The sequence below is a fragment of the Kitasatospora sp. NPDC033851 genome (genome assembly GCF_055576085.1).
On the sequence record NZ_JBVIRL010000010.1, the window covers coordinates 267964 to 285724 of the forward strand.

Below are 17761 nucleotides of genomic sequence, written 5' to 3' on the forward strand. Positions count from 1 at the left end.
CGGCTACTCCATCTGATCGTCCCTAACAACAGGATCATGCCAGCTAGTTGACGCCCCGACATCCATGAACCGATCTATGTAGAAAGTGGTTGCGGACAACATCCGAGCTATGTAGATTCCTGCCCGTGAACTCACCACGAATGACGGTGAACACCCAGTCAGCGTTGCGCGCGCTGCTGGGGCGGATGTCCGACGGCACACGGCGACCCAGTGCGATCACTGAGGGCCTCTACGGTCTGGAGCTGGCTGAGCTGACCGGCATGCCGACCGGCACCCTCTTCCCGCTGCTGGAACGCCTGGTGAAGGCCGAGTGGGTGGAGCGGTACTGGGAGGAAGACGCACTGGCGGAAGCTGAAGGTAGACCGCGTCGGCGCTACTACCGGCTCACGCCGCGAGGGCGTGAGCTCGCTCCGCAAGCGCTCGCCGAAGCCTCCGAGAGACGTCCTCTCTATGGCCGCAGTCCGGCTGGTCGCCCCGGCCTGGCAGGTGGTCGCTGATGCGCACGAGGCGAACAGCGCTAGATGCCCACGGCAGCCGCGCCAAGCGGAGCGCCAGTGGCGGACTACCGTCAGGACGTGACCCAGGCGAGAGCAGGCCCCAGAGCGCCATAGCGATCACGCCCAGCGAGGTTTCCGTCGAGCCTGAACACGACGATGATGACCACCCTTGGGGAGACACGCGGACAAGGCTTCCCGTAGGCGAATACTCCCACTCGGCAGGGCCGCTCCCTCTCCTCGGTGACGAGCCGATGCCGGCACCGTTTGCGTCGCCTGTTCTCGGCCTTCTCTCGCGGGTGCTACCAACAGAAGCACGGCGAGACTGGCAAGAGGAGCACCTTTGCTACCTCCTGGACACGACCGGCCGATGGAAGCGGTTCCGGCTCCTGATCAGCTTGCTGCGGGGCCTCCCCGCCATGGCCTACCTGACACGTGACAGCGAATGGCGGAAGAACGCATGACAACTCAGCTGCCCCAGCGGCAAGAGTCTGAGGTGAGCCTCTCGGCGTTGCTGAGGAAGTGGTTCGACATCGCGACTGCTCGCGGTGTCATTCTCGCGACGGTGGTCGCAGGCGTGGTCCTCTGGTTCATCACGGACGTGCTTGCGACGCATCTCGTGGTCGGCTGGAAGTGATTTAGAGACTATGAGGATCACGTAATCCGCTGTGGAGGCATGGTCAGTCGCTTGGATCGACCAGGGTGTCGTCCATGTAATCCCGCACCGGCTCGTACAGCCGTACGGCACATACTCGGCGATCTGGTCGTGAGTGATCCACGCCAGCTCGGCCAACTCCTCGATGTCGACAATCGTGGCCGCACCGCTCGCCACCCGCAGGCGGTGTAGGACATCCGCCGGCCAGTCTTCGGGTGGATGCGCTCGCCCAGGAGCTTGGTGGCGTTGACTGTCAGGCCCAACCTCCTCGGCAGTCTCACAAACGACAGCTTCCTTGGCCGCCTCGCCCGGCTCAACCTCGCCAGCCGGGAACTGCCAGGACAGCTCGCCTCCCTGGATGCGGTGCTGGACCATCAGTACTCGGCCGTCTTGAGCCACTACTGCGGCGGCGATGCCAGGCCGCTCCAGATCAGGCTGTTGCCTCATTCCGTCGTCCTCGGCTTGTACTGTCTGGGAAGCCATATGGCACGAGGGCCGGAAGCCCAATCGAGGCTCCCGGCCCTCGTGCGTATACGAGGCAGTCGCCGAGGAGCCAGCCCTCGAATTCGTACTCGTAGACGTTGAACTCCTCGATCAGAACGGTCTTCAGGAGTGTCGGTACGACCTGAATTTCAAACAGGGTGCCCGAGAATCCGTTGCCACGTACCAGATCTTCGGAGGTGGTTAGCTTGACGCCAACGGGGCTGAATCGAGACCCGGAGCGCATTGCCTCGAAGAAGTCGTCAAGGCTGATATCCGATGTAATGTCGTATGTGCCTGTGAAGGTGTCATTGGTGTTGCACATAGCCAGGCCTCCGGCTAATTGAGGCCTGGTGTCTCCAGGCCGCACCTCTGCCGCGAGGCAGGGGCTCGGCCGGAATGGTTGCATTATACAACAGATATCTGAAAATTGCAATACCCGTGCGGAATTCCGGCGAATTTCGAGTGGTTGGTTTCAATTCCGTTTGGAAACCCCGCCGGTATTAGTGCTCCACTGGATATCGACGAACTCCGGGTCGAACCAGAATCCCCGCCAGGTCTGCTGCCCGGCTGGCCGTCGGGGACCACCGTGACCCGCTCGACCGCCAGCTTCGGCACTGGCCTTGCCCTGGGCGAACTGCTGCCGGGTGAGGGGGGTCCGCGGCGTATCGGTGACGGGCTGGTCGACCTTGGCCCGCCGGCTCGACTACGCGTCGGCCTACGCCTCGGCCTACGCATCGGGCAGGGGAGTCAGAGATCTGACCTGCGGAAACGGGCAAGTTTGCCGCGGACAGACCCTGCGGGTCTCCTGCTAACTACTCACCGATCGTTAGCCAGTCGTCGCCTATGCCATCAAGGTCGTTCGTCCTCCCTGCCGCTGCGCTCTCGGTGTGGGCGCTCCACCGTGACGGCGGCTCCGGCTGGCTCGTATCGGATGAGTAGTTAGCAGGAGACCCGCGCCATGCGGTACGTGAACACCGTGACCGGTGAAATTGTCGACCTCGTCCCCTATGAGCCAGAGCTACAGCGCAAGCAGGAGCGGCTGCGCAGGCTGCAGCGAGTTGGCCAGCGGCGCACGGGCCGGCAGATGCCGTACGGGCTACGCCGATACCGGCTGGAGAAGGCCCTTGCTGGGCGCGGGTGGTTCCGGGTGATGAACCACGTTGTTCCCGTGGTGGTGCTCTTCGTGCTGGCCTGTGTCCTGCTGGCTCGCCAGTAATTCAAAGGAGGTTCGAATGAATCAGATCAACGTAGCCGAGCAAGAGCGTGGCGGATGCCTGCATCAAGGCTGTCTTGATGAGATAGGAGAGCGGCGGTTCTGCCCCGATTGCCAGTGTGATTGTCTCTGCACCCTGAACGACGCCCGCGTGTACATCGAGGCCATGGTGCCTGCTCGGGAAGATGGCAGTGGCGACCTACGCGACATTAGTGAACGCTGTTATGTCCCATATACTGCCTACTGCTGTCAGAGCTGTGGGGATGAGTTCCACGATTGGCGGTATCTGCTGCTGCACATCCGCCGGGGGACGGCCTGATGAGTGTCATGTTGTTTGGTGCGGAGACGTTTCAAGCGGTTGCGGCCACGCTTATCGCCAAGGCGCAGAGCGACAGTGGGCGCTCACGCCTGTACTACGCCTTCGGTCAGCCCGGAGAATATGACGCCTGGACCAGGCAGCGGGCAATTAATCACATCTGCCGGTTTGCTGCTCGTCTGCAACGTGCCAACGAGTTGGCGGCCGATGCCAGGTACAACGAGACCAACAAGCCGAAGACCTTTCATCTGGATGACCGATTACCCTTGCTACCCATCGTGCTCATAAAGTCGCTGCGGAGTATCCGATACAACATCGTCGAGGCCGAGGATGCGCTGCTGACGAGCCAGCTGAACCAGCTCCTGCTCGCCCTACTGGAAGACTATGTCAGCGACCTGCCGGCCTACGAAGCGGCACCTTGGAGCTGACCGGAGGGATCACATCTCCGCCGACGGCGTGAGAAATGCGTCGGCGGGGTGGACTCCTCAGGTAGGCCGCAGTGTTCAGGCTTTCGGGATCGACCGGCGGTGTCACCCGACAGCGAGCGAACACGCAGCCCTTGTCGTAAAACGCCGGGCGCTGATCGACGCCGACGCTACCGAGCTACGCTGTTAGACGGGCGGCCGATGTGGGCGCCACCATCGTGGTTTTGAGAGGTCCCTTTCGGTACAGTCGCCGAGGCGAGCGTCGGCGCGGTGCGCGCCTTCTGCAGCACCAGGGTCTGCACCGCCGGCACGATCGCGAAGCCGAACAGCCCGATCAGCACCACCGTCACGGCCGCCGACCACCGGGCGTGCGCGGTCACCGCGAACAGGGCCAGGGTCGCGGAGAGCAGGACGAAGGCCGCGCAGACGGTCGGCCGCAGGGCCCGGTCGGCGGCGAACCCGCCGAGCACGTTGCCGATCGTCATCCCGACGCCGAACAGCGCCAGCACCAGGGTCACCGAGCCGGTGGCGTACCCGGAGACCTCGGTGAGCAGCGGCGCGATGTAGCTGTAGCACGCGAAGAAGCCGCCGCAGCCGAACACGACGGTGGCCAGCGCCAGCCACAGCTGCCCGCTGCGGAAGGCCCGCAGCTCGTGCCGGAGCCCGGACTGGCCGGGGGAGGGCAGCGCGGGCACCAGCTTGGCGATGGCGAGCGTCCCGGCTGCGGCGATCAGCATGACCACGATCATGGTCGCCCGCCAGCCCAGGTGCTGCCCGAGGAGGGTCGCGGCGGGCACGCCGACGATGTTGGCGACGGTCAGCCCGGAGAACATCACGGCCACCGCTCGGGCCCGCCGGTCGGGCGCCACCAGCTCGGCCGCGGCCACCGCGCCCGCCCCGAAGAAGGCCCCGTGCGGCAGTCCGGTGACCAGCCGTGCGGCGGCCAGGGTCCAGAAGTCCGGTGCGAGCGCGCACAGCAGGTTGCCGGTGGCGAAGAGCCCGGCCAGTGCCACCAGCACCGCCTTGCGCGGCCGTCCGGCGGCCAGCGCGGTGAGCAGTGGTGCGCCGATCACCACCCCCAGTGCGTACGCCGAGATCAGCCAGCCCGCCTGCGGGATGGAGACGTGGAGGCTGTCGGCGACCTGGGGGAGCAGCCCCATGGCGGCGAATTCGGTGGTGCCGATGGCGAACGCGGTGACGGCCAGCGCGAGCAGCGCGAGAGGCAAGGGGGTGACTCCGGGGTGATGCCGAGGACCGGGGGAGCACGCGGCGGATGAATTCGTTCGTCCGGCATCCTAATCCGGTCGGATGACGCCCTCGTGAGGCGTATATGACGAATGGGGGTCGCCAGTAGGGCGTGCGCGCGCGAGACTGGGGGCATGTGCCGCAACATCAAGACGCTGCGACCGCCAGTGACGCCCGACGCCGACGAGGACGACTTCCGCGCCGCCGCACTGCAGTACGTCCGGAAGGTCTCCGGTTTCCGCGCCCCGGCGGCGCACAACCGGGAGGCCTTCGACCGGGCCGTGGACGCGGTCGCGGAGGCCACTGCCCGGCTCCTCGGCGAGCTGGAGGTCCGTGGCTCGCACGCCCCGGCCGCCGAGGTCGTCGGGTAGTTCCGGCGCCCTCGGGCAGGGAGTATCCGCGTACAGGGAGTAGGAGCAGGAACCGGTGATGAACCCCGCCAAGCGTTACGCCCTCACCTTCCCCGGCACCCCCGGTACCCAGGCCCCGCAGGACGTCGTCGTGGTCACCCGCACCAGCGCGACCGGCCCGGGCGGCCATCCGGTGTACGAGGACGAGAGCGGCATCGTGCGGGCCGAGATCAGCGACTCCGGCGAGGTCCGGATGCTCGCCAGCGGCGGCCACCAGTCCCCGCACCTGCCGGTCCACGCGCACCCGCTGCCCTGACCACCCGGTCCGCCTTGACCGCCGCCCTGACAGCCGCCTTGGCCGTCCGCCTCGGCCGGCGGTCCGCCCGGTCCCGCCGGACCGCTGGCGGAGGCGATCGCCGCTCGGGCACAATCACCGCATGACCACAGCGAGTTGGCAGGGCATCGTCATCGCCGAGAGCGAGGACACCGTCCTCGTCGAGGGCAACCACTACTTCCCGGCCGAGTCGGTCCGCACCGAGTACCTGCGGCCCTCCGGGACCACCACGGTGTGCGGCTGGAAGGGCACCGCCGGCTACTACACCCTGGACGTGGAGGGGCGGACCAACCCCGACGCCGCCTGGTTCTACGCCGACCCGAAGCCCGAGGCCGAGCACGTGCGCGGCCGGGTGGCGTTCTGGCGCGGGGTGGAGGTCACCGAGTCGGCGGCGGTCACCGCGTAGCCCCCGACCCGTGGGGGTAGTGGATCCCCATGGCAGTCTTCCGCAGACCGGGCCGCTCCCGGTCCACCCCCGAGCCGGACCTGGCCGAGCAGCTCGCCGAACTGGTCGAGGAGGCCGAGCAGCCCGTCGGCAAAGGTCCGGAGGCCGCGTACGCGGCGAAGCAGCGCAGCCGCGGCCGGGCCGTGGTGGTGCACGCCTCCCGGCTGCTCGGCAGCGGTGGGCGGGCCGCTCAGGGAGTGGCGCGGGGGGCGGTGTACGGCGGCAAGGCGCTCACCGAGCAGCTGCTGCGGGCCGCCCCCCGGATCCCGGTGCGCGACCTCGCCACCCTGCGGGCGCAGCACCCGGGCGCGGCCTTCCCCGAGCAGTTGGCCGATCTGCTGGTCACCGGCGCCGTCCGGGCCTCCGGCGCGCTCGGCGCGGGGGTCGGCGCGGCGGCGATGATGCCGGTGCCGCCCGCGATGCCGGTGGAGATCGCGGCCGAGACGCTCGCGGTCGCGGCCGTGGAGATCAAGCTGATCGCCGAACTGCACGAGGTCTACGGCGCCCCGGCGCAGGGCAGTGCCGGCCAGCGGGCCGGGGCGTACCTCGGCGCCTGGGCCAACCGCCGCGGGATCGACGCGACGCTGCTGGTCCGGCCGGCCGGCTTCGCCGCGCTGGCGATCGGCGCGGAGGTGCGCCAGCAGGTGCGCCGCCGGCTCACCCGCAGTTCGCTGCGCCACCTGCCCTCGCTGATCCCGCTGCTGGTCGGCGCGGGCATCGGCGCGACGATGAACCGGAGCGACACCCGCCGGCTGGCCGACGAGGTGCGGGCGGACCTGCGCGCCCGCCCGTCGGCGGGCCGCGCCTACTGGGCCGCGGCCGCGCCGGCGGTGCGGGGTACGACGGTGCCGGAGGGCGAGGAGGCCCCGTAGGGCTCCTGTGCCCCGGCACCTCGGGGCTCCGCTACGGGGTCGGCGGCGGCGGGGCACCCGCGCCCCGGCCCGCCTTGACGCCGTTCACCATCGCCTGGTGGATCGCCCGCGCGGTGATCTCGTCGGCCGCCGGCACCGGACTGCCGGACACCGTGTACCAGTCCAGCGCGCCGGTGTACTGGACGGTCAGCCGCGCCTCGCCGTCCACCCAGGTGGTGTGCACGGTGAGGTCGCCGGAGATCGGTCCGACCTCGGTGGTGGTGACCCCGCCGGGGCCGCTGATGATCGATTGGGTGGTCCAGGTCGCCCACGACGCGCGCGGGTCCGCGGGCGGCCGGGCCTGCCGATTGCCTTGGTCGTGTTCGGTCATGCGCCTATCCTCCCCTGCCGGTGGGTCGCCGCCCGGGCAGCGACACCTGCGGTCGTGGCGACCGCCCGGTTCCACCGGGCGGTCGAGTCGGTACGGCGGACGGTCAGTCGAGCCGGCCGGATTCGTCCAGCATGGCGTCGCCTTCCGCCTGCGAGGTGTCCTGCGCGTGCAGGTTCTGCATCGAGGTGATGCCCTCCTCGGGGTCGGCGGCGCGGACGTCCTCGTCGCGGTCGGTGCTCACCTCGGACCGTTCGCTCATGTCGGTCATCGCGGGCTCCGTCTCCTCGGCCGGTCCGGGGGCGCCGGGCCGGAGGCGCGGCTGGGCCGGGTGTCTCTTTCGCCCTTCCAGCCTGCCTCCGCCCCGGCGCAGGGGCCAGCCGGGTGACCGGCGATCCGTGATTCCGCGCCCGGATCCCGACATTTCCGGCCCGGCCCGACGTTTCCGATCCCGGACCCGACGTTTCCGGCCTCCGGGCCCCGACCGGGCGGCGTCACCGTGAGGTCACCAGGTCACGGGCAGTGACCGCATGCCGTAGATGAACGAGTCGGTACGGAAGGCCAGCTCGTCGCGGGGGATGGCCAGCCGCAGCCCGGGCAGCCGCCGGAACAGGGTGGCCAGGGCGATCTGCAGCTCGGCGCGGGCCAGCGGCTGGCCGAGGCACTGGTGCACGCCGAAGCCGAAGGCCAGGTGCCGTCGGGCGTCCCGGTCCAGGTCCAGCTCGTCGGCGGGCGTGCCGTCGGCGCCGCCGAACACCGTCTCGTCCCGGTTGGCAGTGGAGAGCATCGCGATCACGCCGTCCCCGGCCTTGATCGTCGCACCGCCGAGCTCCACGTCCTCCAGGGCCACCCGGGGCAACCCGGTGTGCACGATGGTGAGGTGGCGCAGCAGTTCCTCCACCGCGCCGGGCACCGCCGCCGGGTCGGCCAGCCTGGCGACGTGGTCGGGCCGGTCCAGGAGCAGGGCGGTGGAGAGCGAGATCATGTTCGCGGTGGTCTCGTGCCCGGCGATCAGCAGCAGGATGCCGGTGCCGGCGACGTCGCGCGGGGTCAGGTCGTCCCGGACGGCGAGCCGGCTGAGGATGTCGTCCTCCGGCTGCTCCCGCTTGCGGGCCGCCAGCCCGCTCAGGTAGTCCAGCAGCTCGTCCCGGGCCTCGGAGAGCTTTTCCAGCGTGCTGGTGTTGCTGAGCAGTGTCCGGCTGACGCTCTGGAAGAACTCGCGGTCCTCGTACGGGACTCCGAGCAGCAGGCAGATCACCAGCGAGGGGACCGGCAGGGCGAAGCCGGTGACCAGGTCGGCCTCGGTGCGCCCCTGGGTCATCCGGTCCAGCGCCTCGTCGACGATCTGCTGGACGGCGGGGCGCATCGCCTCGACCCGCTTGACCAGGAAGTCCCCGGTGACCATCCGGCGCAGCCGGGCGTGCTCGGGGTCGTCCAGCCGCAGGAAGTTCGGGTTCTCGGCGATGATCTCCCGGCGGCCGGGCAGCAGCAGCGGGAAGTTCGGGTGACGCACGTCCGCGCTGAACCGGCGGTCGGACAGGATGGTGCGGACTTCCGCGTAGCCGGTGGCCAGCCAGCAGGACTCGCCCTCGGGCAGGTCGGCGCGGGTGACGGCGGCGGTGGCGGCGGCCTCGGTGTACGCGGGCGGCGGGCCGAACGGGCAGCCGGCGGAGTGCGGTGCCGGCATCGGGACGGCGGTGGTGGGTGGTGTGCTCGTCAAGGTGGGGTCTCCTTGCGTCGCGGTGTTCTCCGGTGGGGGATGGTGATGACTGGCGTTGCGTCAGGAGCCGTTGTTGCCAAGGAAGTTGTCAGCCGTCGAGCTCGGCGGGCTCGTCCTCGGTGACGGTGATCGCCCCGCCCGGGCAGAGCTGGGCGGCCAGTCGCAGATCGGCGAACTGATCGGGCCGGAAGGTGGTCTGACGAAGTCTCACCAGGCTGTCCTGGTCGTCCTGGTCGAACACCGCGGGCACGGTCGTGACGCACATCCCGGAGCTGCAGCAGCGGTCCCGGTCGACGTTCACCTGCATGGTCGGGCACCTTTCGCCAGTACGCCGCCGGCTGCCGGCGGCTGCCTCTCGTTGTCATTGCCAACCTAACCGCCGCTGCTCCGTCCACGGAGGGTGCGGTGCGGGATCGTCGAGAATGGCCGATTCGGCTTCCGCCGGAGGGCCGGCGCGGTGCGGCAGGTTTGAATGGACGCGACCCCGACAGGCGGCGGGTCCCGCCGCCCCGACGGCGAGCTCAGGACGACAGGCCCTCGGCTGCGGCGATCTCCCGCACGGTCGCGACGGTGTCGGCCTCGGCGGCGCCCTTGTCCGGCCGGTAGCGCACCACCCGGGCGAACCGCAGGGCGAGGCCGGCCGGGTAGCGGGGGCTGCGCTGCAGGCCGTCGAAGGCGATCTCGACCACCAGCTCCGGACGGACCCGCACCGTCCAGGCGTCCCGCTCGGTCTCCCGGGCGAGCAGTTCCTCGGTCTGCCAGGCGAGCGTCTCGTCGGTGAGGCCCTTGAAGGTCTTGCCGAGCATCACCCACGGGCCGAGCCCCGGCTCGCCCGCCGCCCGGGCGCCCAGGTGCAGGTTGCTGAGGAACCCGCGCCGCCGCCCGCTGCCCCACTCGGCGGCCAGCACGACCAGATCGAGGGTGTGTCGAGGCTTCACCTTGATCCAGCCGATTCCGCGCCGCCCGGCCGCGTACGGGGCCGCCGGATCCTTGACCAGCACGCCCTCGTGGCCGAGGGCCAACGTGTCCCGGAAGAAGGCCAGCGCCCGGTCGCGGTCCCCGGTCTCGGTACGCGCCACCCGCAGGTCCGGCGGCGCCGCTCCGGCCAGCGCCGCCCAGCGCTCCCGGCCCGGCCGGTCCACCAGGTCCTCACCGTCCCGGTGCAGCAGGTCGAAGAAGTAGACGCTGAGCGGGACCTCGGCGCGCAGCCGCTCCGGATCCCGCCGAGCCGCGGTACGCGCGGCGGTCTCCTGGAACGGACGCGGCCGCCCGTCCGGACCGAGCGCGATCGCCTCGCCGTCCAGCACCGCCGAGCGCAGCGGCAGCGCGAGCGCGGCCTCCGCCACCTCGGGGACGCGCGCGGTGATGTCGTCCAGGCTCCGGGTGAACACCGCGACCTCGTCGCCGTCCCGGTGCACCTGCACCCGGATCCCGTCCAGCTTCCACTCCAGCGCGGCCGCACCGGTGCGCTCCAGCGCCGATGCCACGTCCGGCGCGGAGGCGGCCAGCATCGGCCGCACCGCCCGTCCCACCTCCAGCCGGAACGCCGCCAGCGCGGCTTCCCCGCCGGTCAGCGCCGCCTCCGCCACCGCGCGGGCCGAACCCCGGAACATCAGCGCCCGCCGCACCGCCGCCGCCGGGACCCCCGCCGCCTGCGCCACGGCGTCCCCGACCACCGCGTCCAGCGCCCCCTGCCGCAGGTCCCCGACCAGCACCGCCCGCAGGAACCCCTGCTCCACCTCGGTCGCCCGCGCGAACAGCCCGTGCAACAACCGCCGCCGCTCCGCCTGCGCCCCGGCCCCGTGCACCCCGGCGATCCGCTCCAGCTCCCGCTCCACCTCCCGCACCCCGAGCGAGGCCTCCCCGGCCGGCTCCGGCAGCCCCCGGAGAGCCGCCGGCCCGACCCCCGTGCGCAGCCGCTGCGACTCCCCGGACAGCAAGGCCACCGCCGCCGGCGCCTCCACCGGCCCCAACTCCCGCAGGCACCCGGCCAACAGCCCCGTCTTCGCCCGCCGCCCCGGCTCCGCCGCCACCGCCCGCGACACCGACGCCAACCGCCGCAACCCCGCCACCACACCACCTCCTCCACCCCAGCATCCGCGCCCCCGGGGGCCCGCGCCTCAGCAGAGCTGCAGGTGCGGTACTCCGGTGTGACGATGAAGAGAGGACGACTTCCCGAAGAGCGGTCGGATTGGTCGGATCGACATGAGTGAGAACGTCCTTGCCCACGGAGCCGACGCGACCGGCACGACGGACTCCACGACCGCCTTCCGGAAGGCGATCGACGCACTCGGCAAACGCGGCGGAATCGTCGAGATCCCGGTCGGCCGGTACCGGATCGACCAGGCTCCCATCGAGGTCACCACCCCGGTCCACTTCCGGGGGGACGGCGGGATGGTGCGCACCGCCGTCGACGAGGGCGGCGTCAATGTGCCGGGCAGCGTCACGACCCTGCTGTTCCCGCCCGACCAGGACGGATTCGTCGTGGTGGCGCCCTCCTCGGCCAACGCCCACTTCGAGGGCCTGGCCCTGATCCGTACCCGCGCGAGCGGCCCGGCTTCGGAGCGCTTCGCGCGGCGCGGCATCCACGCGGAGAACCGGATCTGGGCCGAGAGCCTGTACCTGCTGAACTGGGAACGCGGCATCGACCTCGACGGGCGCACGAACCACCCCGCGGAGCCGGACCACATCACCGCCTTCGCCACGAACGACTCCTACGTCTCCCGGATCTTCGCCGAGGACTGCTTCTGGGCGACGTACGCCCACGGCCAGGACGCGCAGGCGAGCCACTTCGAACACATCGTGACGCTGAGCTGCGAAGCGGGCATCTACGACTCCAGTCTGGCCGGCAACGGCTACGTCGACTGCTACGTCGACGGCGGGTTCTCCGAGCCGCCCTACTACATGGACACCAACCAGTCCGTCCTGCTGAACTGCCGGTGCGAATCCCACCTCCCGCCCCAGCTCGGACCGGGCGTCACGGTGGTGGGCGGCGGGTTCAACGTCGCCGGGCTCCCGGCGCAGGTGGCGAAGGCGCTGGGCGTCACCGGTGCCCCCTTCCGGCAGATCAACGGCGTCCCCGCCCGGCATGAGGGAGCCCCGTTCCCCGGCGGGACGGCGAACTTCGCGGCCGGGGAGCAGATCGTGGTGACGGTCGACGGGGTCGCACGGACCGTCGCCTTCGCCGCCGGTGCGTTCACGCCCCGCCAGGTGGCCGAGCGGATCAACGCCGCGTTCGCGGACCTCGCGCTGCCCCGGGTCGCCACCGGGTACGGGTTCGACAACTCCCTGACCGTCGAGGGCTGGCGGGGGCACGTGACGGGGACGGTCACCGTCACGGGAGATCCCGCGACCCTCGCGAAGATCGGCTTCCCGGCCCCGAGCCCCACGAACGGCCTGAACTACGGTCAGCTGCTGTCGGCACCGGAGACCGCGCACGTCACCTTCCGCGCCCATTCGGGCCTGAAATCGGACGGGACCCCGGGAATCAACGAGCCCGGCTTCGAGGAGCAGCTCGAAGTCGTCATGGCGTACGACGGCATCCGGCCGATGTTCTGGCAGGCCAGGGGCGACACCGGTGACGCCCACGAATTCGGCATCCTCCGGGACGTCGGAAAGGGCGTGCGGCGCTGGGCGTTCACCCGTGCGTCCCTCCCGAGCCTGATCTCGCTCGGGTTCACCATGCCCCAGGACTCGCTCGGCGCCGACCAGGTGGTGGCCTACGACGGCCTCTGGATCCAGGCCCCCCGTGGCCGCCGGATCCTCCTGTGCAGCGGCGTGCCCAACGCCAGCCAGGGAGCGCTCGAGGACACCCAGCCGCCCACCCCTCCGCACGACTTCGCCTGGGACCTGGCCGCTGACCCGCCGAAGCGGTACGTCCGCACGGTGACCGGCTGGGTGGCGGACCCCGCCGCCGTCGGCAGCACCTCTGAGGGCAGCACGTCTGACGGCAGCACATCGCAGCCGGCACCGGCCCTCGACCTGACACTGGACCAGCGCAGCCTGGTGACCGTGGACGACGCCGCCGGGCAGTGGCAGTTCGAAGGGGGTGAGGTCCTCCGGGCGGGGAGCCGGGTCGCGGACTACGCGAGCAGCAAGCGGGTCGTGACCGGTGGGACCGACACGCTGCACGTCGCCATGCTGACGCTGTCCCTCTTCTTCGTCGACCTGGCCGGGGCGCCGACGGAGAACCTGACCCTCCAGGGAACGCACAACCTCTCCTCGGGGGAGGCGAACGGCAGCGTCAGCGCCGCCTCGCCCGGATTCGCCGACCGCATCGGCGCGGGGTTCCGGCAGGTCGGCCAGGCACTGACCATTCACTGAGCACCCTCCTCGGTGCACCCGCCATCGCGGCCCCCGGCGGGTGGCGGCACCCCCCCCGGGGCCGGATCGGCGCTGTCCGGTTTCCCAAGTGACGGAGTGGAGTGTGAGGTTGCCGATCTTGGCCGGGATGGAGATCGGTGGCGGGGCGACGGGGCGTCATGCTGGGGGCCCGCACCGCGCCGTGACCCCGAGGAGACCGAGATGAGCGACACCCCCACCGCCCGCTGGAGCGTGGGCGCACCCGAGCCCGGCGAGTTCGCCGCCTGGCGTGAGCTCTTCCGCGGGTACTGCGAGTTCTACCGCGTGCCGTGCCCGGAGGAGAAGGCCGAGCTGGTGTGGTCCTGGCTCACCGACAAGGACCACGAGGTGGAGGGGCTGCTGGTGCGGGACGGGGACGGGACGCCGGTCGGGCTCGCCCACTACCGGCCGTTCGCGCGGCCGCTGCACGGGGCTGTCGGCTGCTTCCTGGACGACCTCTTCGTCGCTCCGGACGTGCGGGGCGGCGGGGCGGTGGACCTGCTGCTGGCCCGGTTGCGGGAGATCGCCGCCGAGCGCGGCTGGAACACCGTCCGCTGGATCACCGCCGAGACCAACTACCGGGCCCGCAGCAAGTACGACCAGGTCGCCACTCGGACCCCGTTCCTCACCTACGACATGGCCCCGGACGCCGCGCTGCGCTGAGGATGCGCTGAGCCCCGCTGCGCTGGGGCCCGCCCCGCTGAGGCCTGATGCGCCGAGCTCTGATGCGCCGAGCTCTGATGCGCTGAGGCCGCGACCGGGCCGCCGGACATTCGTTCGGACTTTCTGTTATCGGCGCGCTGCCGGGAGGTCTCCCAGGTGTCGGCACCCGACCGGCCGACCCGGAACAGAAAGCGTGACCACGTGAACAGCGACGACAGGACGACCATTCGCCCGGCGACCGGTGGCGACGGCGGCGCGGGCGGCGCCCACGGCCGGTCCGGTGGCCGGGCCGCGCGGCGGGCCGCCGAACGGCAGGCCGGTCAGGGCCGTCGCCGGCGGCGCGGCGGGTTCGTGCCGGTCACCGCTGTGGTCGCGGCCGTGGCCGGTACCGGGCTGATCGCCGCGCTGGCCGGTGCGGGGTATGCCGCGTACGGCGGCAAGCAGACCGATCGGGACGCCGTCGGCCAGGCGATGGCCGCCGACGCGCTGATCGCCGCCGAGATCGGCACGCACGAGGGCATCCAGGTCCCCGGCGCCGGGGGAGCGGACCCGGCCGCCCCGGTGCCGCCGGCCGGCCCGGCCGCGACCGACCCGGCGGCCACCCCGAGCGCCCCGGACACGCCGCCCGCCACCGCCCCGGCCACCCCGACGGCTTCGGCCACCGCCACCCCGACCCCCACCGCCTCCGCCTCCGCCGCCAAGGCGACCGCGAGCGCGACCCGGACCACCGCCGCGCCGACCGCCGCCAAGCGGACCGCCACCGCGCCGGCAGCCCCGGTCGGCGGCGGCGCGGCCCCCTCGGATGCCCAAGCGGTCGTGGACCTGGTCAACGCCGAGCGCGCCAAGGCCGGCTGTGGGCCGGTCACCTCCGACCCCCGGCTGGCCACCGCGGCCCAGTCGCACAGCGACGACATGGCCGACCGCAACTACTTCGACCACGCGAGCCCCGAGGGTTACCACGCCGACCACCGGATCGAGGCCAGCGGCTACCGCTGGAGCACCTGGGGCGAGAACATCGCCCGGGGCCAGAAGGACCCGGCCGCCGTGATGGACGCCTGGATGAACAGCCCCGGCCACCGCGCCAACATCCTGAACTGCGCGTTCAAGCAGCTCGGCGTGGGTGTGCGGACCGGCTCCGGCGGCCCGTGGTGGACCCAGGTGTTCGCCGCCCCGGCCTGACCGGCCCTCGGCCCGAGCCGTTCGGGCACGCCCTTCCCGACTCGATCCGGTCGCCGATCCAGCCTCCGCCCCGGCCTGATACGGCCGCCGATCCGGGCCGATTTTCCGATTCCGCGCACATTGTTGTTATCTGATCACTCCCCACAGGTCTCCGAGGAGGCAGCGGCGGACGGAAACACGGCAATGCGGAGTGCGGACCATGAACGCTGATGTGCAGAACAGGACCGGGAGCACCCTGGTGCTCGCGGCGCAGGCCGGCGACCGGCAGGCCCAGGAGGCGCTGGTCGCCACCTGGCTGCCGCTCGTCTACAACGTGGCCGGCCGCGCCCTCGGCGGCCACGCCGACGTGGACGACGTCGCGCAGGAAACCATGATCCGTGCGCTGGACGGCCTGGACGGGCTCCGCGACCCGGACTCGTTCCGCTCCTGGCTGGTCGCCATCACCATGAACCAGGTGCGCCGCCGCTACGCCGCCGGTCAGCAGCAGGCCGTCGGCGGACTGGACGAGACCTGGGAGGTCGCCGACCCCACGGCCGACTTCACCGACCTCACCATCCTGCGGCTCGGCCTCTCCGGCCAGCGCCGCGAGGTCGCCGAAGCGACCCGCTGGCTCGACCCCGACGACCGCGAACTGCTCGCCCTGTGGTGGCTGGAAGCCGCGGGCGACCTGACCCGCGGCGAGCTCGCCGAGGCCCTCGACCTGAGCCCGCAGCACACCGCGGTCCGCGTCCAGCGGATGAAGAAGCAGCTCGAGGCAGGCCGCGTGGTCGTCCGCGCCCTCAGCGCCTACCCCCGCTGCCCCGAACTGACCGAGCTCACCGCCGGCTTCGACGGCACCCCGAACTCGGTCTGGCGCAAGCGCATCGCCCGGCACATCCGCGGCTGCGCCGACTGCGACGGCCTCGGCCGCGACCTCTTCCCCGCCGAGGGACTGCTGGCCGGTCTCGCCCTGGTGCCGATCCCGCTCGGTTCACCCGTCCTGCTCCACTTCCAGCACACCGCGGCCGCCGTCGCCGCCCAGTCCGCCGCCACCGGAGCGGGCTCGGGCGCCGGCCTGGGGGCGGGCTCCGGCGCCGGGCCCGGTACGGGAGGCGGCGCGCACGCCGCTGCCGGAGGACACGGCGGCTGGGCCGGCACCGCCGCGCGCAAGGCCGTCCTGGTGAGCGGCGCGGCCGCCGCGGTGGCCGTGACGACCCTCGCTCTGGTCTGGCCGCAGCACAGCGAGTCTCCGCTGGCGGCCGCGCCGGAGCCGACCGCCCCGGCCGCCGCCCAGGACACCCCGAGCGTCGCCGCCGCACCCGTGGCGGTCGTCCCGACACCTGTGTCGATGCCGACGCCCACGGAGACGCCCACGGAAACCCCCACCCCCACACCCACAACCACGCCCACACCGACCCGTATGGTCACCGCCGCACCGGTGCCCAACCCGGAACGCCAACTGGTGGACCTGGTCAACGCCGAACGCGCCAAGGTGGGTTGCGCCCCGCTGCGGATCGACCCCCGGCTGCACTCCGCCGCGCAGAAGCACACGGACGACATGGCCACCCGCGGTTTCTTCGACCACGTCAACCCGGACGGCGTCCGCACCGACGCCCGGATCACCGCCGCCGGCTACCGCTGGTCCCAGTGGGGCGAGAACATCGACCGGGGCCCGACCACCCCGGCCGCGGTCTTCGCCCGCTGGATGGACGGCGGCATCCACCAGTCGAACATGCTCGACTGCGGCTTCAAGGACATCGGCGTCGGCGTCGCCACCAACCAGGCCGGCACGCCCTACTGGACCCAGGACCTCGGGGCACCGATGTCCTGAGCAGACGGGAGCCCGGGTCGCCCCTGACGCGGCGGCCCGGCCCCGACACCGTGGCCCGGACTAGGCGGGGGTGACCCCGACCAGCCCGTCCGCCGATCCGGTCACGAAGCCCGTGGCGTGTCCGACGACACCGCCCGCGTCGCCGACGTGGCCGGGCACCACGTCGGGCGCGCTGCTCAGCGGCCCGGGCAGTCCCTCCTGGCCGCCCACGGCGCTGGCGTGCGCACTCGGCGCGGTGAGAGAGGCCACGACACCCACGGCGAGCGAGGCGACGGCGAGCATGCTGCGCTTCTTCATGGCCCGTCCAACGACACTGCGCCGGAAGGGTTACGGGGGCGGCCCGCACGAACCACCCCGTGCTCTCCGTCGCCGCCGTGCCGACAGCGCGTCAGACCCGGTAGAACGTCCGCCCGGCGGAACCGGAGGAGACCGACCACACCTCGGTTATCAGCCCGCCGCTGAGTCGCAGGACGTCCGTCCCGCTGCGCGCCACGATGCCGCCCTCGCCGTCCGAGAAGCTTGCCAGGTACGGCCGGGCCACCAGGCCGGACACCACCCCGTCGACCGACTCCAAGTCCACCACGGCGACGCCCTCGGCCTGGAACCGCAGCTCCGACCGCTTGGCGTGCCACTGCCGGATCACCTCGGCCAGCGCCGCCGGCGTCCGCACCTCGTCGAACACCTCCGAGCCCGCCTGCGTGTACCGCAGGGTGAAGTCGGGCTCCATGATCTTCTCGGCCAGCCCGAACTCGCCGTTCCACAGCGCCGTCCAGCGGTCGTAGACCTCGACCCCGAACTCCCGCAGCTCAACACCCATGAGAAGGCCCCCCGTTCGTTCCCCGACCGTTC

General features: G+C 71.5%; 22 protein-coding genes and 1 pseudogene. 13 read left to right on the forward strand and 10 right to left on the reverse strand.

Annotated features, from left to right (window positions below):
• Nucleotides 1-140 precede the first annotated feature (140 nt).
• The gene (locus tag ACZ51D_RS21315) at nt 141-497 is read left to right on the forward strand and encodes a PadR family transcriptional regulator (RefSeq protein WP_465663261.1); all 357 of its coding nucleotides are present in this window, start codon (nt 141-143) and stop codon (nt 495-497) included.
• Between the two features lie 457 nt (nt 498-954).
• On the forward strand, nt 955-1131 hold the full coding sequence (locus ACZ51D_RS21320) for a hypothetical protein (RefSeq protein ID WP_465663287.1): 177 nt from the start codon (nt 955-957) through the stop codon (nt 1129-1131).
• A gap of 180 nt (nt 1132-1311) precedes the next feature.
• Here the strand turns inward: ACZ51D_RS21320 and ACZ51D_RS21325 are convergent.
• Nucleotides 1312-1632 (reverse strand): annotated as a pseudogene (locus ACZ51D_RS21325) (NUDIX hydrolase); the annotation flags it as partial.
• Nucleotides 1580-1954 (reverse strand): hypothetical protein, encoded by a 375-nt coding sequence (locus ACZ51D_RS21330; protein WP_465663262.1) that lies wholly within the window; start codon nt 1952-1954, stop codon nt 1580-1582. The gene ACZ51D_RS21330 and the pseudogene ACZ51D_RS21325, both read right to left, overlap by 53 nt.
• A gap of 645 nt (nt 1955-2599) precedes the next feature.
• Here ACZ51D_RS21330 and ACZ51D_RS21335 point away from each other — a divergent pair.
• Genes ACZ51D_RS21335 through ACZ51D_RS21345 form a run of 3 tightly spaced genes read left to right on the forward strand, consistent with a single transcriptional unit; the run spans nt 2600 to nt 3589 of the window.
• On the forward strand, nt 2600-2848 hold the full coding sequence (locus ACZ51D_RS21335) for a hypothetical protein (RefSeq protein ID WP_465663263.1): 249 nt from the start codon (nt 2600-2602) through the stop codon (nt 2846-2848).
• 16 nt (nt 2849-2864) lie between these two features.
• Nucleotides 2865-3164 (forward strand): hypothetical protein, encoded by a 300-nt coding sequence (locus ACZ51D_RS21340; RefSeq protein ID WP_465663264.1) that lies wholly within the window; start codon nt 2865-2867, stop codon nt 3162-3164.
• Nucleotides 3164-3589, forward strand: coding sequence for a hypothetical protein (locus tag ACZ51D_RS21345; RefSeq protein ID WP_465663265.1), 426 nt, complete (start codon nt 3164-3166; stop codon nt 3587-3589). The genes ACZ51D_RS21340 and ACZ51D_RS21345 overlap by 1 nt, the downstream gene beginning before the upstream one ends.
• Nucleotides 3590-3756: 167 nt before the next feature.
• Here ACZ51D_RS21345 and ACZ51D_RS21350 read toward each other — a convergent pair whose 3' ends face one another.
• Nucleotides 3757-4812: an MFS transporter gene (locus tag ACZ51D_RS21350; protein WP_465663266.1), complete on the reverse strand. Its 1056-nt coding sequence runs from the start codon at nt 4810-4812 to the stop codon at nt 3757-3759.
• Nucleotides 4813-4965: 153 nt separating this feature from the next.
• On the opposite strand from ACZ51D_RS21350, the gene ACZ51D_RS21355 reads away from it, so the two are divergent.
• The 4 genes from ACZ51D_RS21355 to ACZ51D_RS21370 all read left to right on the forward strand — a co-directional run bounded on the left by ACZ51D_RS21355 (nt 4966) and on the right by ACZ51D_RS21370 (nt 6832).
• A complete protein-coding gene (locus tag ACZ51D_RS21355) occupies nt 4966-5202 on the forward strand; it encodes a DUF2277 domain-containing protein (protein WP_465619153.1) in 237 nt (78 codons plus the stop codon).
• Between the two features lie 58 nt (nt 5203-5260).
• Nucleotides 5261-5497, forward strand: coding sequence for a DUF6296 family protein (locus ACZ51D_RS21360; protein WP_360491422.1), 237 nt, complete (start codon nt 5261-5263; stop codon nt 5495-5497).
• Between the two features lie 121 nt (nt 5498-5618).
• On the forward strand, nt 5619-5921 hold the full coding sequence (locus tag ACZ51D_RS21365) for a DUF427 domain-containing protein (protein WP_465663267.1): 303 nt from the start codon (nt 5619-5621) through the stop codon (nt 5919-5921).
• Between the two features lie 29 nt (nt 5922-5950).
• Nucleotides 5951-6832, forward strand: coding sequence for a hypothetical protein (locus ACZ51D_RS21370; RefSeq protein ID WP_465619156.1), 882 nt, complete (start codon nt 5951-5953; stop codon nt 6830-6832).
• A gap of 31 nt (nt 6833-6863) precedes the next feature.
• Here the strand turns inward: ACZ51D_RS21370 and ACZ51D_RS21375 are convergent, their stop codons facing one another.
• From ACZ51D_RS21375 to ACZ51D_RS21395, 5 genes are all read right to left on the reverse strand, one after another.
• Nucleotides 6864-7202 (reverse strand): hypothetical protein, encoded by a 339-nt coding sequence (locus tag ACZ51D_RS21375; RefSeq protein WP_465619158.1) that lies wholly within the window; start codon nt 7200-7202, stop codon nt 6864-6866.
• 103 nt (nt 7203-7305) lie between these two features.
• On the reverse strand, nt 7306-7470 hold the full coding sequence (locus ACZ51D_RS21380) for a hypothetical protein (protein ID WP_360491410.1): 165 nt from the start codon (nt 7468-7470) through the stop codon (nt 7306-7308).
• A gap of 234 nt (nt 7471-7704) precedes the next feature.
• Nucleotides 7705-8919 carry a cytochrome P450 gene (locus ACZ51D_RS21385; protein ID WP_465663268.1) on the reverse strand — a complete coding sequence of 405 codons (1215 nt, stop codon included), beginning with the start codon at nt 8917-8919 and terminating at the stop codon, nt 7705-7707.
• An 88-nt stretch (nt 8920-9007) separates the two neighbouring features.
• Entirely contained in the window at nt 9008-9226 is a 219-nt protein-coding gene (locus ACZ51D_RS21390; RefSeq protein WP_465619164.1) for a ferredoxin, read from the reverse strand.
• A 214-nt stretch (nt 9227-9440) separates the two neighbouring features.
• Complete coding sequence (locus tag ACZ51D_RS21395) at nt 9441-10991, reverse strand: ATP-dependent DNA ligase (RefSeq protein ID WP_465619166.1); 1551 nt, start codon at nt 10989-10991, stop codon at nt 9441-9443.
• 133 nt (nt 10992-11124) lie between these two features.
• On the opposite strand from ACZ51D_RS21395, the gene ACZ51D_RS21400 reads away from it, so the two are divergent.
• From ACZ51D_RS21400 to ACZ51D_RS21415, 4 genes are all read left to right on the forward strand, one after another.
• Nucleotides 11125-13242, forward strand: a complete 2118-nt coding sequence (locus ACZ51D_RS21400; protein WP_465619168.1) for a hypothetical protein — start codon at nt 11125-11127, stop codon at nt 13240-13242.
• 201 nt (nt 13243-13443) lie between these two features.
• A complete protein-coding gene (locus ACZ51D_RS21405; protein WP_465663269.1) occupies nt 13444-13923 on the forward strand; it encodes a GNAT family N-acetyltransferase in 480 nt (159 codons plus the stop codon).
• 201 nt (nt 13924-14124) lie between these two features.
• Nucleotides 14125-15102 (forward strand): CAP domain-containing protein, encoded by a 978-nt coding sequence (locus ACZ51D_RS21410; protein ID WP_465663270.1) that lies wholly within the window; start codon nt 14125-14127, stop codon nt 15100-15102.
• 199 nt (nt 15103-15301) lie between these two features.
• Complete coding sequence (locus ACZ51D_RS21415) at nt 15302-16912, forward strand: sigma-70 family RNA polymerase sigma factor (protein WP_465663271.1); 1611 nt, start codon at nt 15302-15304, stop codon at nt 16910-16912.
• Between the two features lie 60 nt (nt 16913-16972).
• Here ACZ51D_RS21415 and ACZ51D_RS21420 read toward each other — a convergent pair whose 3' ends face one another.
• Both ACZ51D_RS21420 and ACZ51D_RS21425 read right to left on the reverse strand, forming a co-directional pair.
• Nucleotides 16973-17209 carry a hypothetical protein gene (locus ACZ51D_RS21420; protein WP_360491389.1) on the reverse strand — a complete coding sequence of 79 codons (237 nt, stop codon included), beginning with the start codon at nt 17207-17209 and terminating at the stop codon, nt 16973-16975.
• A gap of 91 nt (nt 17210-17300) precedes the next feature.
• Nucleotides 17301-17729, reverse strand: coding sequence for a nuclear transport factor 2 family protein (locus ACZ51D_RS21425; protein ID WP_465619177.1), 429 nt, complete (start codon nt 17727-17729; stop codon nt 17301-17303).
• Between the last annotated feature and the right edge of the window lie 32 nt (nt 17730-17761).

What these genes read in the sequence shown, in the direction of transcription:
- ACZ51D_RS21315 (WP_465663261.1), top strand. Translation starts at nt 141, where the DNA reads ATGACGGTGAACACCCAGTCAGCGTTGCGCGCGCTGCTGGGGCGGATG.
- ACZ51D_RS21320 (WP_465663287.1), top strand. Translation starts at nt 955, where the DNA reads ATGACAACTCAGCTGCCCCAGCGGCAAGAGTCTGAGGTGAGCCTCTCG.
- ACZ51D_RS21330 (WP_465663262.1), bottom strand. Translation starts at nt 1,954, where the DNA reads ATGTGCAACACCAATGACACCTTCACAGGCACATACGACATTACATCG.
- ACZ51D_RS21340 (WP_465663264.1), top strand. Translation starts at nt 2,865, where the DNA reads ATGAATCAGATCAACGTAGCCGAGCAAGAGCGTGGCGGATGCCTGCAT.
- ACZ51D_RS21345 (WP_465663265.1), top strand. Translation starts at nt 3,164, where the DNA reads ATGAGTGTCATGTTGTTTGGTGCGGAGACGTTTCAAGCGGTTGCGGCC.
- ACZ51D_RS21355 (WP_465619153.1), top strand. Translation starts at nt 4,966, where the DNA reads ATGTGCCGCAACATCAAGACGCTGCGACCGCCAGTGACGCCCGACGCC.
- ACZ51D_RS21360 (WP_360491422.1), top strand. Translation starts at nt 5,261, where the DNA reads ATGAACCCCGCCAAGCGTTACGCCCTCACCTTCCCCGGCACCCCCGGT.
- ACZ51D_RS21365 (WP_465663267.1), top strand. Translation starts at nt 5,619, where the DNA reads ATGACCACAGCGAGTTGGCAGGGCATCGTCATCGCCGAGAGCGAGGAC.
- ACZ51D_RS21370 (WP_465619156.1), top strand. Translation starts at nt 5,951, where the DNA reads ATGGCAGTCTTCCGCAGACCGGGCCGCTCCCGGTCCACCCCCGAGCCG.
- ACZ51D_RS21375 (WP_465619158.1), bottom strand. Translation starts at nt 7,202, where the DNA reads ATGACCGAACACGACCAAGGCAATCGGCAGGCCCGGCCGCCCGCGGAC.
- ACZ51D_RS21380 (WP_360491410.1), bottom strand. Translation starts at nt 7,470, where the DNA reads ATGACCGACATGAGCGAACGGTCCGAGGTGAGCACCGACCGCGACGAG.
- ACZ51D_RS21390 (WP_465619164.1), bottom strand. Translation starts at nt 9,226, where the DNA reads ATGCAGGTGAACGTCGACCGGGACCGCTGCTGCAGCTCCGGGATGTGC.
- ACZ51D_RS21400 (WP_465619168.1), top strand. Translation starts at nt 11,125, where the DNA reads ATGAGTGAGAACGTCCTTGCCCACGGAGCCGACGCGACCGGCACGACG.
- ACZ51D_RS21405 (WP_465663269.1), top strand. Translation starts at nt 13,444, where the DNA reads ATGAGCGACACCCCCACCGCCCGCTGGAGCGTGGGCGCACCCGAGCCC.
- ACZ51D_RS21415 (WP_465663271.1), top strand. Translation starts at nt 15,302, where the DNA reads ATGAACGCTGATGTGCAGAACAGGACCGGGAGCACCCTGGTGCTCGCG.
- ACZ51D_RS21420 (WP_360491389.1), bottom strand. Translation starts at nt 17,209, where the DNA reads ATGAAGAAGCGCAGCATGCTCGCCGTCGCCTCGCTCGCCGTGGGTGTC.
- ACZ51D_RS21425 (WP_465619177.1), bottom strand. Translation starts at nt 17,729, where the DNA reads ATGGGTGTTGAGCTGCGGGAGTTCGGGGTCGAGGTCTACGACCGCTGG.